Genomic DNA, 15,416 nt, shown 5'->3' with positions numbered 1-15,416 from the left:
ACAGTGACCTCCTATATGTTTAAATTTTGGTTATCTAAAAAATGTGGATAACTTAAAAGAATGAGCATAGTCGATTTTAGCATTTTTTTAAAACTTTTTCCACAAGCAATTGTTCAATGTGGAAAAAAAGTACACAAGGGTGAAAAAAGTTTTCCACAGGGTGTCGACACTTGCGGAAGAAAGTGGTTGTTGAATGAGTTATCCACAAAAAGTTGAGAATAATTAAGCTTGACACAATCATGTTTCAAGAACTTATCAACAGCTGAAAAAACACCTGTGTAAAACTTTTTAACAGGCTGTTTTTTTGTGTAAAACTAGTGGGAAAATGGCTGTGAACAGAAAAAAATGTGGAAAACTATCCACAAGCTACTCACAGGAAAATTTAATTTGTGGATAATTGAAACGAATCTTTCTCAGGAAATATTTCTTAAATTTTATTGACAAAAGACCCTATTACTCGTTATACTATCAAAGTATGTCTATATATTGATGGATAGTTACAATTTCAGGAGGTGTAATTGCATGAAAAGAACGTATCAACCAAACAAACGTAAACGCCAAAAAGTTCACGGATTCCGTAAACGTATGAGCACTAAAAATGGCCGTCGCGTATTAGCAAGCCGTCGTCGTAAAGGTAGAAAAGTTATTTCTGCTTAATGATGGTCTGGTCTTTTAAACAGTCAATTTCTAAGAACCCTTAGTTATCTCCATAATTTTTTGGAAGATGTGAAGATAACTAAGGGTTCTTTTTCTGTTTTCAATAAAAGAAAGCAGGATTCTATAGAAAAGGCTACTAAAAAAGAGCGGAAATATGCTATTATTATTAAGAAGTAAAAAAATATAGAAACAAAGGGATGCCGATGAAAAAGTCCTACCGTGTCAAGAAAGAAAAAGAATTTCAACAGGTGTTTAATAAAAAACAATCTTGTGCAAATCGTCGTTTCGTGGTGTACGTTTTAGAGAAACCACAACAAGCCCATTTTCGAGTGGGGATTTCTGTTGGGAAGAAAATTGGAAACGCGGTCACAAGAAATGCTGTGAAGCGGAAAATCCGCGCGAGTTTATTTCAATTAAAAGACCGTATCTCTCCAGAAATTGATTTTATCGTGATTGCACGTCCAGGATTGGAAAAGTTATCGTCTGAAGAAGTGAAAGCTAATTTAACACATGTGTTAAATTTAGCTAAAATATTAGATGTAAGAGAGGGAATTGAGTAGTGAAGAAGTATAAGCGCTTATTATTAATGGCTGGGTTAGTGACCTTAGTCTTTGTTTTATCCGCCTGCGGAACCGCGCCCGTAAGTGAAAGTAGTACAGGAATTTGGGATCGATACATTGTTTATTATTTTGCCCAAGCGATTAAGTTCCTATCATTAGGCGGCAGTGTCGGAATTGGGATTATCCTATTTACGTTAGTCATCCGGATTATTTTATTGCCGTTGATGCATTTCCAAACGAAGAGTATGCGTAAAACACAAGAGTTGCAACCGCAATTAAAGGCCTTGCAACAAAAATATTCTTCAAAAGATCCTGAAACACAACGCTTATTCCGAGAAGAACAGCAACGTTTGTATGCAGAGAATAATGTGAATCCTTACATTGGCTGTTTACCACTGTTGGTTCAACTACCAATCATGATGGCTTTGTATCAAGCCATTTCACGCGTGCCTGAGTTAAAAGAAGGAACGTTCTTGTGGTTAAGCCTCGATAAGCCGGATCCGTATTTAATTTTACCGATTTTAGCGGCTGTCTTTACGTTTGCTAGTACGTATCTTTCAAGTATGAGCCAACTAGAAACAAATGCCTCACTGAAAATTATGAATTACGTTATGCCAGCGATGATCTTCTTTATGGGGATTTCATTAGCCAGCAGTTTATCTCTTTACTGGGTGGTCTCAAATGCCTTCCAAACAGGGCAAACATTGTTATTAAACAATCCATTCAAAATCCGTAAAGAGCGGGAGGAAGCAGCACGTCAAGCCAAAGCACGGGAGCGAGCGCTTGAACGAGCAAAAAGTCCTAAGAAAAAAGGGAAGAAAAAATAAAGGAGGTCGTTCAGATGCCGATTTATGAAGGAAATACAATCGAAGAAGCAACGCAGAAAGGCTTACAAGCACTTGGTTTAACCAAAGAGGATGTTACAATTGATGTGTTAGACGAAGGAAAAAAAGGATTTTTAGGTCTAGGAAAAAAACTTGCCCAAATTTCAATGGAACCAACGATTAGTGAGCAAGTCACAGAAGCGGTCGAAGAAACAGTGGAAGATATTGTTGTTGCCGATGAAGCAAAAGCAGTGGAAGAAGCAGTTGAGGAATTAACCGAAGCAATTCCTAGTCTCTCAGAGGAATCAACACATTCTTTAGAAAATCTGGAAGACGAAGCTGCTATTACTGAATTAGCGATGTATTTAACGAATATTTCAAATGAACTGAACGCCCCTGCCATGGTTCGCATAGCGCGCGAGAATGGCAATATTATCTTCCATTTAGAAACAGAAAAACAAGGTATCTTAATTGGAAAACACGGAAAAGTGTTAAATGCGTTACAGTATTTAGCGCAAGTCTTTATTCACCGCATTGCAAGCAATAAGCTATCGATTGTTGTGAATGTCGGAAATTATCGTGAAAAACGTCATGAAATTTTGGAACGTTTAGCGAAACGCACCGCGGAAAAAGCCAAACGCACTGGGCGGCCAGTCTTCTTGGAACCAATGCCGGCTTTTGAAAGAAAACAAATTCATCACACGCTAAGTAAAGATGAGCAAATCAAAACCCATTCTGAAGGGGATGAACCTTATCGGTATTTAGTGGTTGAACCAGTTAAGAAGTATTTTTAAACAAACAAAGAAACGTTGGCAACTCTCAGCAGGGACTGAATAGTTGCCAACGTTTCTTTGTTAAATGATTTTTTAGCCGTCTCCGTTTCTTTTTTTATGTTATGATAATCAGTAATTACTCCAGTAGTAAATTCAAATGAAAAAGTTTTGTAAAGAGACGTAGGGGGAGCAACAGGTATGCGTACGGAGAAAATACTGGTTGTAGATGATGATGCAGCAGTTCGTCGCTTGATTTGGAAAGCATTACAATCAACAGGTATTCTTATTTACCAAAGTGAATCAATTGAAAAAACAAAAGATATTGTGTCCAGAGTTACCTTTGATTTGTTCATTTTAGATGATAACTTGGAACATGACAGCGATGGTTACTACTTAGTCCAAATGATTAGAGAGAAATATCCACTAGTGCCAATTATCTTTTTTAGTAGCAAAAAAGAAGAAGAGGATATCATTGCAGCCTTGGAAATGGGCGTGGATAGTTATATAACGAAACCTTTTTCCTTGAATGTTTTTAAGGCTCAGGTGATTGCTTCGTTGAATCGAGCTCGAATGATTCGAAAACAATTGAATGTTTATAAAAAAGAAGAGCTACAGGTAGGCGATTTCCGTTTTGATTATGGTCGTTATCAACTATTTAAAAAGGATTTACCTATTTCATTGTCTTCGAAAGAAGTTCAATTAATTCAATTTTTTCTGGAGAATCCCGAGCAAGTATTCTCTAAAGAACAAATTTACAGCAGTGTTTGGGGTACTGGGGATGTCGATGCGAATACGATTATGGTTTTTATTAATCGTTTACGAAGTAAATTAGAAGAAAACCCGAAAGAACCTTGTTACCTTCGGACCGTTTGGGGCATTGGTTATACCTTTACGCCAGATGGTTGCGTACAAAAAAAATGAAAAAAGGCCCGCAGTTGCACAAGCGACTGCAGGTCTTTTTTGCTTATTCAATTTGTCGACGTTCCATTTCTTTCAAAATAAATTGAAGCGAACGATTTAGATGTTCATGGGTTAAAAGTGTGATCTGGTCAATATTCTTTGTTTTCATTCCGCGGAAAATTAACCAATGTTCTTCTAGGGCAATACTACGACGTTCTGAGGCACGAATCGCAATATCTCTGAAATAGATTAAGTAAGCATGGAGATCAGTCACAATTTTTTTTAAACGTAGCATCTGACTCTTAGTATAAATAAAGGAATTAAAATCTGAAAAGTTCTGTAGTAAGTCATCTACTTGGTTATTTTTATTGTATTGTTCTCCTTCGAGAAGTAAGGCTTCCAATTCATCAAAATCTTCTGGTGTCATGAGTTCCATGGCTTTAATGGTTGCTAAAGTGTCCAAAGATTTACGAATATCATAAATTTCATAAGCATCTTTCATACTAATCCCTTTAACCACGATACCTACCATAGGTATATGTTCCACCAATTGTTCTTTGACCAATTCTTGTAAAGCAAAGCGAATGGGCGTCCGACTAATGTTTAATTGCTCGGAAAATTCTTTTTCGTTAATCCGTTCACCTGCAGGAATATCCCCTAAAATAATGGTTTTTTTAAAGGCTTCGTAGGTACAAATTTTTAGAGGTTTACTGCTGGTTAAATCTAAGTTCCGTTTTACTGCTTCAACCGTTGGATTCATATGAGGCACCTCCCTATAGGTTATTTTTATAGATAATAAATATAATATTAAAAATGAAAATATAACGCAAGAAAAGACAAAATGAAAAGAAAACCGAGGAGAAAAGGCACTCCTACGGTTTCAGCGACGACGTTTAATTTTGTGGAATAAATAAAGGCATGTGACCTAAAGCAACAATTGTAACAACGAAAATAACGAAAATTCCTAAGGCATATTTTGCTGATTCTTTTTGCCATTGGCCCATATCTAAACCAGTTAAACGTAATAGCAAGTAAATAAATGCCACTAATGGACTTAATAAGTGGAACGCTTGCCCCATTAAGGAAGCTAAAGCCATAGACATATTGTCAAATCCATAAGAACGTCCAGCTTCTGCTAGGACTGGTAAGACACCGAAATAGAAACCATCGTTTGAAATAAAGAATGTTCCTGGTGCTGAAATGAACGCAATCACTAAGCCCCAAGCGCCGGCTAATTGTTTTGGAATAATATTAACAAAGCTATTTGCTAAGGCATTGGCCATACCAGAACCTTGGAATAAGCCCATGAAGACGCCAGCAGCAAAAACTAAGATAACTACTTGCACAGCATCACCAGCATTTGCACTAATACGGCTGCTTTGATCTTTTAATTTTGGATAGTTAATCATTAAAGCGATACAAGTACCAACTAGGAATAATAATAACGGTGGCATTTCAATCCACGAAGGCAAACCTAATTGACCAACGAATGAACTTAGGACTAACCAACCGATTAAGACAATCGTTAAAATACCATTGAACGCAAAATTCTTTGGACGACGAATTTCTAATAACTCAGGATCGTTAACAATAGTCATTTCTTCCAATTCTTTATCAGTAAGCGTTGTCACGCCTAAGCGAGCACGTTCTTTTTTCCCCATGCGATAAGCAACAAAGAAGATAACATACAATACAGATAAAATCATACCAGGTGCTAAATAAGAAAGAATGTCGGCATCAACTTCTAGTACGGCCATGGCACGAGCTGTTGGACCGCCCCAAGGTAATAAGTTCATAATGGTGTTTTGTAAGATAACAAGCACACCTAAATTCATCAATTTCATATTAAGTTTTTTGTAGATGGGAATAAACGCAGAACAGCAAATCAAGGTCGTAGTTGTTCCATCTCCGTTTAAGGAAACAGCAGCAGCAACTACCGCAGTAGCCATCAAGACTTTCATTGGATCGCCTTTAGCAAAGTAAATCATTTTTTTAGTGATTGGGTCAAACAAACCAGCATCCAACATAATAGAGAAGTAAAGAATGGCAAATAATAACATAATACCAGTTTTTGAAGTAGTTGAAATCCCATCTAAGACGAAATTCCCAATGTTGACTTCAGGGACAACACCGTCAGCACCAGGTGGCGGACTCGCTACTCCAGTTGCAATTGCAATCAAAGTAAAAATAAGAGGAATAATTACTAAAGATGTAAACGGTGACAATTTCTTTTTCATGATTACATACATAAAGATGATAATCATACCATAAGCTAAAATAGTGAGTAACATGTTTTTCTTCCTTTCTTTTTTTAGAACTTTTTTGTAAGCGTTAACAACCGGTGTTAATAAAAAAGAATAGCCATGAGAAATGTTTCACAGTATTCTGGTTTACAACAAAAAATATTTTTTGTGTTTGTCTATAGTGTGAGAATATACAAACTTTCGCAGAGAATAAATAGCCTAAAACAAAAAGAACATCAAAAAAACAATTCAACAATCAAATTCTTATTAATAACTTAATATAATATTAATAGAATCTTAACGGCTGATAAATGCTTATATACCAATGTTTACAGAGTTTTTTTCACAAAATAAACAATAAAAGAACAATCTGAGCTAGTGTTTTCACTAGGTTTTTTAACGGTTTTTTCTATAATGAACGTATACCAAGAATTAGTGAAAGGAGAGACAATATGGGCCTATTTAAGTCCTTATTCAAGAAAGAGCAACACACGCAGGATACCGAGATTAATGAAAGCGTTATCCAACGTGAAGCGGATAACTTGGAAAAGCGATGGATAGATATACCAGCATATATTCCTGCTGAGCCAAAAGAATATCAATTGGTAAGTATTGTGGCCACTGCCATCGCAGCAGGAGAGTTTCCAGAAAGTCGTTTTGTTATCAAAAAAATCGCAAAACGAAATCCAGAAGCAAAAGAAGTTGCCATTATTGCAGCCAGTATAGCTGCAGAGCTTTCAGAAGAGTCTCAGCTAGTTGTCAAAAGAATTTCAAAACAAAACCTTGAGGAGGATCATTATGTTACGCAAATTTAAAATTTCAATTGATGGGAAAGAATATTTAGTCGAGATGGAAGAAATCGGTGGCGTCCCACAACCAGCACCTGTTGCGCCACAACCAACAGCGCCAGTTGCTACGACAGAAACACCAGCCCCTGCTGTTGAAGAAGCCCCAGCGCCAGCAGCACAGCCAGCCGCCCCAGCAGGAGCAGATGCAATGCCTGCGCCAATGCCAGGAACTGTGTTAAAAGTATTAGTCAATGTTGGTGATACGGTGTCTGAGAACCAACCATTGTTAATTTTAGAAGCAATGAAGATGGAAAATGAAATCGTTGCAGGAAAAGCAGGTACGGTAACAGGAATTCATGTTACCCAAGGCCAAATTGTGAACCCAGGGGAACCATTAATAACAATTAACTAGAATTAATTTAAGAAGAGGAAGTGATTTGTGTGGAGACACTGATTCAAGGTGTTATAGGAATGGGCCAAGAACCAGGACGCATTGTGATGATGCTGATTGGTGGACTATTAATGTATTTAGGAATAAAAAAAGAGTATGAACCAACACTTTTAGTGCCGATGGGTTTAGGAACGATTTTAGTGAACTTTCCTAATTCCGGCGTATTGAGCGCTGGCGGCGAGCCAGGTCCGTTTAATGTTCTTTTTGATTTTGGAATAAAAACAGAATTATTCCCGTTATTATTATTTATTGGGATTGGGGCAATGATTGATTTCGGTCCATTGTTACAAAATCCGTTTATGTTGATGTTTGGTGCCGCTGCACAGTTTGGGATTTTCTTTACAGTTATTATGGCTGTTTTATTAGGTTTTGATTTAAACGATGCTGCTTCGATTGGGATTATTGGTGCCGCTGATGGCCCAACGTCTATTTTCGTAGCAAATACCTTACATTCAAAATACATGGGGGCCATAATGGTTGCCGCTTACTCCTACATGGCGTTAGTTCCGATTATTCAACCAGTAGCGATTAAAGCAGTGACGACGAAAGCCGAACGTCGTATCCGTATGACTTATCGGGCCGGTGAAGTTTCTCAAACAGCGAAAATTCTTTTCCCGGTTGTTATTACGATTGTCGCAGGGTTAATTGCGCCGGTGTCATTACCATTAGTTGGTTTCTTAATGTTTGGGAACTTATTAAGAGAATGTGGCGTTTTGGATCGTTTATCCATTACAGCTCAAAATGAATTGGTGAATATTATTAGTATCTTGCTAGGACTATCTATTTCCGTTAGCATGAACTATGCAGAGTTCTTAAAAGTCGATACGTTGATGGTTATTGGCTTAGGGTTAGTCGCCTTTATTATGGACTCAGTCGGCGGCGTACTTTTTGCTAAATTCTTGAATTTATTTAGAAAAGAAAAAATCAATCCAATGATTGGTGCTGCGGGTATTTCCGCTTTCCCAATGTCTAGTCGGGTCATTCAAAAAATGGCTACAGATGAAGACCCACAAAACTTTATTTTAATGCATGCTGCTGGTGCCAACGTTTCAGGACAAATCGCTTCTGTAATTGCTGGTGGCTTACTATTAGCCTTTTTAACATAGGACGGAAAGGAGAACGAATACATGTCTGTTAACATGGAAGATTTAAAAATTGCTTTTGAACTGTTAGGTTTTGGTTGGGGCGGCGTTTTCGTTGTTTTATTTATCATTTATCTAGCATCTAAATTACTAACAAAATTATTTCCAATTAAAAAATAAAGGAGGTTATTGCTGTGAGCAGCGTATATACAATGAAAAGAATCTGGTTGCAAAAAGATAAAAAAGCTTATCAAGCTTGGCGCGAATTAATGGAAAAAGCCGAATTGCAAACGACAGAAGCACTTGATTACACCGTTGGCATATATGATGACACAGCATTAATCGCCTCTGGCTCGCTTTCAGGCAAAACGATTAAGTGCGTGGCCGTTTGTAAAAAATATCAATCTGAAAATTTGTTAACCCAATTGGTGGTTCATCTACTTGAAAAACTGAGAGAAGAAAACCAATTACACAGTTTTTTGTATACAAAACCAAAAAATGAACAAATTTTTCAGTCGCTAGGCTTTCAAAAAGTGGTTGCGAACCAAGAGGTGCTATTTATGGAGCAAGGCAAACCAGATTTTGCCGATTATCTTGGTTACCTGACACAGCATAAAAAAGCAGGGCCAGCCAGTAGCATTGTCATGAATGCAAATCCTTTTACGAAAGGCCATCAGTACTTAGTCGAAAAAGCAGCCAAAGAAAGTCCACACGTTTATGTGTTTGTTTTATCTGAAGATAAATCGCTATTTTCAAAAGAAGCACGTTTCGCAATGGTGCAAAAAGGGGTCGCCCATTTACCCAATGTGACAGTCCTATCTACAGAAGATTACTTAGTTTCGTCTGCGACTTTTCCTACCTATTTTTTGAAAGAAAAAGCGCCATTAGAGGTAGCTGCAATTCAAGCAACGCTTGATGCAACGTTATTTAAAGAAAGAATTGCGCCAATACTTGAAATTCAGCAACGTTATGTGGGAGAAGAGCCTTATTCAGAAGTGACCGCTGTCTACAATCAAGCAATGCAACAAGTTTTCGGACAAACGATAACGCTAACCATTGTCCCGCGATTAGCGAGTGATGGAGAGCTGATTAGTGCGACGAAAGTTCGCAAAGCGATGGCTGAAGGCGACAAAGAGACACTCAAGAAGTTTTTACCAGCAACAAGTTATCAATACTTAGTAGAACACAAGAAACTAATGAGGTGAAGAAAGTGAAGATTATCAAAAATACTACTGCAGGGACAGTAGAATCAAGTGATATTATGATTACCGTCCAACCCATTGAATCAACAGAAAATACCATTGAATTAGAAAGTAGTGTCGAAAAACAATTTGGCAATCAAATTCGTCAGGTGATTACGACAACTTTGGAACATTTAGATGTCCAAGGCGTTGCGGTCAAGGCGATTGATAAAGGGGCATTAGATTGTACAATCAAAGCTCGGATGATTACAGTTTTACATCGAGGCGCTGAAAAAGAAACGTATGATTGGAAGGAGTTGGACTCATGGAACGTTTAAGAAGAACAATGATGTTTGTCCCTGGAGCGAACGCAGCAATGCTAAGAGATGCACCATTGTATGGGGCAGATTCAATCATGTTTGATTTAGAAGATGCAGTTTCATTAAAAGAAAAAGACTCTGCCCGTGTTTTAGTCCATTCTGCTTTGAAAACTTTCGATTATGGCAATATTGAAATTGTTGTTCGGATCAATGCTTTAGATGCCGGTGGCGCAGAAGATATTGAAGCAATGGTCTTAGCTGGTGTCGATGTGATTCGTTTACCAAAAACAGAAACAGCCCAAGATATCATTGATGTCGAGGCAGTCATTACAGAAGTAGAACAGCAAAATGACATTCCCGTAGGAACAACGAAAATGATGGCTGCTATCGAATCGGCTGAAGGTGTTCTAAATGCGCCCGCGATTGCCAAAAGTTCAACTCGATTGATTGGCATCGCGTTAGGCGCCGAAGACTATGTTACCAATATGAAAACACGGCGCCATCCAGATGGCCAAGAACTATTCTTTGCTCGTAGCATGATTTTACATGCCGCTCGAGCAGCTGGGATTGCAGCTATTGATACGGTCTATTCAGATGTAGACAATACGGAAGGCTTTGAAGCCGAAGTTCGTTTGATTAAACAGCTAGGTTTCGATGGGAAATCGGTGATTAACCCTCGTCAAATCCCATTGGTTAATACTATTTATGCGCCAACAGAAAAAGAAATCCAGAATGCTAAGGAAGTAATCTGGGGCATTCGGGAAGCCGAAGCTAAAGGTTCCGGTGTTATCTCCGTAAATGGAAAAATGGTTGATAAACCAATTGTTGAACGAGCTGAACGGGTCATTGCGTTAGCATTGGCGGCTAAATTAATTACCGAGGAGGAAATATAGACATGGTAGTAAATAAAGTAGGCAAAGACATTCCTCAATCTTATGCAGAGCAATACGGCATTTATGAAGGAGAATTAGCACACATTGATGCTTATCAAGAAGCGAGCCGAGCAATTAAACCAGTGAAACCTCGGGAGACAAAACTTTTAGGAAGTATTCGTGAAGCAATTGAAAAAACAGGTTTAAAAGATGGCATGACCATCTCTTTCCATCACCATTTCCGTGAAGGAGACTATGTGATGAACTTAGTTTTAGCCGAGATTGCCGCCATGGGGCTGAAAAACATTTCGATTGCACCTAGTTCAATTGCAAATGTTCATGAACCTTTGATCGAACACATTAAAAATGGAGTAGTCACCAACATTACTTCTTCAGGTTTGAGAGATAAAGTAGGAGCTGCTATTTCAGCAGGTATCATGGAAAATCCTGTGGTGATTCGTTCACATGGTGGCCGGGCACGGGCAGTAGCAGCAGGCGATATCCATATTGATGTAGCTTTCTTAGGTGCACCAAGTTCAGACGCTTATGGAAATGCGAATGGAACCAAAGGAAAAGCCACCTGTGGTTCTCTTGGATATGCGATGGTCGATGCAAAATATGCGGATCAAGTGGTCATCATTACTGACACATTAGTACCATATCCTAATACCCCTATCAGTATTCCACAAACAGATGTTGATTATGTGGTAGAAATTGATGCAATTGGTGATCCAGATGGAATTGCCAAAGGCGCAACACGTTTTACAAAGAATCCTAAAGAATTATTGATTGCTGAATATGCCGCAAAAATAATTACACATTCTCCTTACTACAAAGAAGGCTTCTCATTCCAAACAGGAACAGGTGGCTCTTCACTAGCAGTTACGCGGTTCATGAGAGAACAAATGCTTAAAGATGGCATTAAAGCAAGTTTCGCTTTAGGCGGAATTACGAATGCAATGGTGGAACTTTTGGAAGAAGGCTTAGTAGAAAAAATTATTGACGTCCAAGACTTTGATCATCCATCAGCTATTTCTTTAGGGGAAAATGCCAATCATTATGAAATTGATGCCAATATGTATGCTTCACCGCTTAGCAAAGGGGCGGTTATTAATCAATTAGACACAGCTATTTTATCTGCTTTAGAAGTGGACACAGATTTTAATGTAAATGTCATTACTGGTTCAGATGGTGTCATCCGTGGTGCTTCTGGCGGACATTCCGATACAAGTATGGCTTGTAAAATGAGTCTAGTGATTGCACCACTTGTTCGTGGACGGATTCCAACAATCGTTGAGCAAGTAAATACAGTCGTTACACCAGGTACGAGTGTCGATGTCGTAGTAACAGAAGTTGGCATTGCAATCAATCCAAAAAGAACAGACTTAATTGATTGTTTTAAAACCTTAGACGTTCCTCAGTTTACGTTAGAAGAGTTGAAAGACAAAGCCTACAACATTGTTGGCACCCCGGAACCAATTAAATATGGAGACAAAGTCGTTGCGTTAATTGAATACCGAGATGGTAGTCTAATTGATGTGGTACGCAATGTTTAATGGGGAAAAAGTAACACTTTTAGAGATGTTGGATGCTCGCGAACAAAGAGCTGCCACACAGAAGGAGTTGTTAGAAACAGCACCAGAAGCTAGTCTCTTATCTGCCACAATGAATATTCCTGGAGAAGTGAAAAATTCGCCCACCTTAACGGCTGTTTTTTTAGAAGTAATTGACGAAGTCGAGCAACAATTGCTGGATCAAGTACCGATTGTTAATTTTTACCGGAATGAAAAAACAGGGCCTGAATATTATTTGGCGGTTTCGTTAGCCCCACAAGAATTAAAACAAAGAATGGTCAAAATTGAAGAAACACATCCTTATGGTCGTTTAGTGGACCTAGATGTTTTATGGGGAAATGAGGAGCTAAAAAGCCTTCATCGAGGAGATTTAGGCTTGCCACCACGGCGCTGTTTTATTTGCCAAGAAGTGGCGAAAGTCTGTGGACGAAATCGACGTCACAGTCTTGAAGCAATGCAAGAAAAAATAACAGAAATAATTTTGACACGAAAGGAGCAGCCAAGTGAGTAAAAAAATTCGTTTTACAGAAACGGTGCTACGGGATGGACAACAAAGTTTAATTGCAACACGGATGCCAACCTCAGATATGCTGCCGATTATTAAAACAATGGACGAGGCAGGATTTCATGCATTAGAAATGTGGGGCGGGGCAACGTTTGATTCCTGTGTCCGCTATTTAAACGAGGATCCTTGGGAACGTCTTCGCCAAATTCGCAAAGAAGTTAAAAATACCAAACTTCAAATGTTATTACGAGGACAAAATTTACTAGGATATCGTCATTACGCTGATGATGTAGTGCGGGCCTTTGTCGAAAAATCAGTTGAAAATGGGATTGATATTATTCGTATTTTCGATGCCTTGAATGATGTCCGTAATTTACAAACAGCAATTCAAACAACAAAAGAAGCTGGCGGACACTGTCAAGCAGCGATTTCTTATACTACGAGTGAAATTCATACCATCGATTACTTTGTAAAATTAGCCAAAGAATTAAGTCAAACAGGAGCGGATTCCATTTGTATTAAGGACATGGCAGGCGTTTTGACGCCACAAACTGGTTTTGAATTAGTGAGCAAAATGAAAGATGCCATTGATTTACCTTTAGAGGTGCATACGCATGCGACTAGTGGTATTTCTGAGATGACCTATTTAAAAGTTGCTGAAGCAGGTGCGGATATCATCGATACAGCTATCTCTTCTTTCGCTGGCGGTACGAGTCAACCAGCCACAGAATCTGTAGCCATTGCGTTAGAAGATTTAGGCTTTGAAACAGGTTTAAATATGGAAAAAGTAACAGAGATTGCTGACTATTTCAATCCGATTCGTGATCGCTTTAGAAGTGAAGGCATTTTAAACCCTAAAGTTAAAGATACGGAACCGAAAACCTTGATTTATCAAGTGCCTGGTGGTATGTTATCAAACTTATTAAGTCAATTAACGGAGCAAGGTTTACAAGACAAATATGAAGAAGTTTTAGCTGAAGTACCTAAAGTAAGAGCAGATTTAGGGTATCCACCACTAGTTACGCCGCTTTCACAAATGGTTGGAACACAAGCCTTAATGAATGTGATTTCTGGGGAAAGATATTCCTTAATACCGAATGAAATCAAAGATTATGTGCGCGGAGAATATGGCAAATCACCAGCACCTATCGCAGAAGAGATTAAGCAAAAAATCATTGGGGATGAAGAAGTAATTACTTGTCGACCAGCGGATTTATTGAAACCAGAGTTGCATAGTTTAGAAAAGGAAATCCAACAATACGCAAAATCTGAAGAGGATGTCCTATTATATGCGATGTTCCCGCAACAAGGAAAAGACTTTTTAGGACGTCGTGAAGATCCTTTTTACGATGTACCGTTACAGAAAGTGACAGTCAAACTTGACTTGCCAGAATAGAACGGGCAAGTGCTCCGCAAATGTATAAAGAAGCAAGGGTTTGAGCGACGATAACGGTTGTTCAAACCCTTGCTTCATCAAATAGAAAAAAGGCAGCCCGTGAAAGGAAGTGACAATGTGTTAGAAGAAATTCTAGCAATTCATCAAAAAAATATTGGTGTGCTAAGTCTTGAAGCAACAGAAGCGGTGTTAAACCATCATGATTTAGCCAAAATGTATACACCTGGTGTCGCAGAATTGAGTTTAATGATTGCTCAAAATCATGAATTAGCGCGCGAGTGGACCATTAGTGGTAAGTTAATTGCGGTTATTACAGATGGGTCAGCTGTTCTGGGTCTCGGCAATATGGGCACGCAAGCGGGCTTGCCAATTGTTGAAGGCAAAGCTTTACTTTATAAAAATTTGGCGGGGGTCGATGCTATTCCTTTAGCACTGGAACAAAAATCAGTTGACGAGATGGTTCAAACAATTGAAAATTTACAAAATAGTTTTGCAGGAATCCACTTAGAAGATATTTCTGCACCAAAATGTTTTGAAATTGAAGAAAAACTTCAACAACGTTTGAACATTCCTGTGTATCATGATGACCAAGAAGGCACTGCCATTGTCGTTTTAGCTGGGCTAATTAACGCAGCTAAAATTAAAGGAAAACCTTTAAATGAATTACGTGTGGTGATTAACGGAGTTGGAGCTTCTGGTGTAGCGACCGCTAAGTTATGTATTCAAGCGGGGATTACGCATCTCACCTTAGTAGATCGCCAAGGTGTTTTAAGAGAAGAAGACCCGACATTGAATCCTTACCAACGTGCTTTGCTTCGACAGGTAATAAAACCATCAGTAGAAAACAAAGATTTAGCCACCGCTGTCGTCAATCAGGATGTTTTTTTAGGCTTATCAGAAGCGGATGTGCTAACGCCAGCCCTGATTAAATCAATGAACCAAGACCCAATTATCTTTGCTTTAGCAAATCCTAAACCAGAAATTGAACCAGACCTCGCCCAAGCCAATGGCGTCCGTTTATTAGCAACTGGTTCTTCCAAATATCCGAATCAAGTGAACAACATTTTAGCTTTTCCAGGTCTTTTTAAAGGGTTATTGGCAGCGAAAGGCAGAAAAGTCGATGTCGGTTTGCAAATGACAGTAGCACGAAGCTTGGCCGCTATGATTTCAGAACCCACAGCAGAAAAATTTATACCTAATGTATTTGATGGCGGCGTAGTTGACACGGTTTTTAATGCTGTACTAGACTATATAAAACAAGAAAAGACCACGGCAGAAGAAGGGACGTAA

General features: G+C 38.6%; 18 protein-coding genes. 16 read left to right on the top strand and 2 right to left on the bottom strand.

Features of this window, described 5'->3' with window-relative positions:
- Window positions 1-522 precede the first annotated feature (522 nt).
- From rpmH to IGL56_RS12995, 5 genes are all read left to right on the top strand, one after another.
- A complete protein-coding gene (gene rpmH / locus IGL56_RS13015; protein WP_002356012.1) occupies window positions 523-657 on the top strand; it encodes a 50S ribosomal protein L34 in 135 nt (44 codons plus the stop codon).
- A 203-nt stretch (window positions 658-860) separates the two neighbouring features.
- Window positions 861-1,217, top strand: a complete 357-nt coding sequence (gene rnpA / locus IGL56_RS13010; RefSeq protein WP_002356011.1) for a ribonuclease P protein component — start codon at window positions 861-863, stop codon at window positions 1,215-1,217.
- Window positions 1,217-2,044 carry a YidC/Oxa1 family membrane protein insertase gene (locus tag IGL56_RS13005; protein ID WP_002356010.1) on the top strand — a complete coding sequence of 276 codons (828 nt, stop codon included), beginning with the start codon at window positions 1,217-1,219 and terminating at the stop codon, window positions 2,042-2,044. The genes rnpA and IGL56_RS13005 overlap by 1 nt, the downstream gene beginning before the upstream one ends.
- Window positions 2,045-2,058: 14 nt before the next feature.
- Window positions 2,059-2,835: an RNA-binding cell elongation regulator Jag/EloR gene (gene jag, locus IGL56_RS13000; protein ID WP_002356009.1), complete on the top strand. Its 777-nt coding sequence runs from the start codon at window positions 2,059-2,061 to the stop codon at window positions 2,833-2,835.
- 177 nt (window positions 2,836-3,012) lie between these two features.
- A complete protein-coding gene (locus tag IGL56_RS12995) occupies window positions 3,013-3,735 on the top strand; it encodes a response regulator transcription factor (protein WP_002363545.1) in 723 nt (240 codons plus the stop codon).
- A gap of 43 nt (window positions 3,736-3,778) precedes the next feature.
- Here IGL56_RS12995 and IGL56_RS12990 read toward each other — a convergent pair whose 3' ends face one another.
- Both IGL56_RS12990 and IGL56_RS12985 read right to left on the bottom strand, forming a co-directional pair.
- Window positions 3,779-4,474 (bottom strand): GntR family transcriptional regulator, encoded by a 696-nt coding sequence (locus IGL56_RS12990; protein ID WP_002356006.1) that lies wholly within the window; start codon window positions 4,472-4,474, stop codon window positions 3,779-3,781.
- A 133-nt stretch (window positions 4,475-4,607) separates the two neighbouring features.
- On the bottom strand, window positions 4,608-6,005 hold the full coding sequence (locus IGL56_RS12985; RefSeq protein ID WP_002356005.1) for a CitMHS family transporter: 1,398 nt from the start codon (window positions 6,003-6,005) through the stop codon (window positions 4,608-4,610).
- Between the two features lie 404 nt (window positions 6,006-6,409).
- Here IGL56_RS12985 and IGL56_RS12980 point away from each other — a divergent pair, with 404 nt between their 5' ends.
- The 11 genes from IGL56_RS12980 (at window position 6,410) to IGL56_RS12930 (ending at window position 15,416) form a co-directional block, all read left to right on the top strand.
- Window positions 6,410-6,772, top strand: a complete 363-nt coding sequence (locus tag IGL56_RS12980) for a hypothetical protein (RefSeq protein WP_002356004.1) — start codon at window positions 6,410-6,412, stop codon at window positions 6,770-6,772.
- A complete protein-coding gene (locus IGL56_RS12975) occupies window positions 6,756-7,157 on the top strand; it encodes an acetyl-CoA carboxylase biotin carboxyl carrier protein subunit (RefSeq protein WP_002363547.1) in 402 nt (133 codons plus the stop codon). Before IGL56_RS12980 ends, IGL56_RS12975 begins: the two co-directional genes overlap by 17 nt.
- A 29-nt stretch (window positions 7,158-7,186) precedes the next feature.
- Window positions 7,187-8,302: a sodium ion-translocating decarboxylase subunit beta gene (locus IGL56_RS12970; RefSeq protein ID WP_002383526.1), complete on the top strand. Its 1,116-nt coding sequence runs from the start codon at window positions 7,187-7,189 to the stop codon at window positions 8,300-8,302.
- Between the two features lie 21 nt (window positions 8,303-8,323).
- A complete protein-coding gene (locus tag IGL56_RS12965) occupies window positions 8,324-8,458 on the top strand; it encodes an OadG-related small transporter subunit (protein WP_002356001.1) in 135 nt (44 codons plus the stop codon).
- Window positions 8,459-8,490: 32 nt separating this feature from the next.
- Window positions 8,491-9,483 carry a [citrate (pro-3S)-lyase] ligase gene (gene citC / locus IGL56_RS12960; RefSeq protein WP_002356000.1) on the top strand — a complete coding sequence of 331 codons (993 nt, stop codon included), beginning with the start codon at window positions 8,491-8,493 and terminating at the stop codon, window positions 9,481-9,483.
- 5 nt (window positions 9,484-9,488) lie between these two features.
- Window positions 9,489-9,797 (top strand): citrate lyase acyl carrier protein, encoded by a 309-nt coding sequence (gene citD / locus IGL56_RS12955; RefSeq protein WP_080477295.1) that lies wholly within the window; start codon window positions 9,489-9,491, stop codon window positions 9,795-9,797.
- Window positions 9,785-10,672: a citrate (pro-3S)-lyase subunit beta gene (gene citE, locus IGL56_RS12950; RefSeq protein ID WP_002355998.1), complete on the top strand. Its 888-nt coding sequence runs from the start codon at window positions 9,785-9,787 to the stop codon at window positions 10,670-10,672. The genes citD and citE overlap by 13 nt, the downstream gene beginning before the upstream one ends.
- A 2-nt stretch (window positions 10,673-10,674) precedes the next feature.
- Window positions 10,675-12,207: a citrate lyase subunit alpha gene (gene citF, locus IGL56_RS12945; protein ID WP_002355996.1), complete on the top strand. Its 1,533-nt coding sequence runs from the start codon at window positions 10,675-10,677 to the stop codon at window positions 12,205-12,207.
- Window positions 12,200-12,736, top strand: coding sequence for a citrate lyase holo-[acyl-carrier protein] synthase (gene citX / locus IGL56_RS12940; RefSeq protein WP_002381329.1), 537 nt, complete (start codon window positions 12,200-12,202; stop codon window positions 12,734-12,736). Before citF ends, citX begins: the two co-directional genes overlap by 8 nt.
- Window positions 12,729-14,126, top strand: a complete 1,398-nt coding sequence (locus IGL56_RS12935; RefSeq protein WP_002355994.1) for an oxaloacetate decarboxylase subunit alpha — start codon at window positions 12,729-12,731, stop codon at window positions 14,124-14,126. The genes citX and IGL56_RS12935 overlap by 8 nt, the downstream gene beginning before the upstream one ends.
- A 117-nt stretch (window positions 14,127-14,243) precedes the next feature.
- The gene (locus tag IGL56_RS12930) at window positions 14,244-15,416 is read left to right on the top strand and encodes an NAD(P)-dependent malic enzyme (RefSeq protein ID WP_002355992.1); all 1,173 of its coding nucleotides are present in this window, start codon (window positions 14,244-14,246) and stop codon (window positions 15,414-15,416) included.

This window comes from Enterococcus sp. DIV1316a (assembly GCF_050536915.1).
In the GTDB taxonomy this organism is placed as follows: Bacteria; Bacillota; Bacilli; order Lactobacillales; family Enterococcaceae; genus Enterococcus; species Enterococcus faecalis.
The sequence above is the reverse complement of the archived record's forward strand: the minus strand, read 5'-3'. Positions and strand labels throughout refer to the sequence as shown.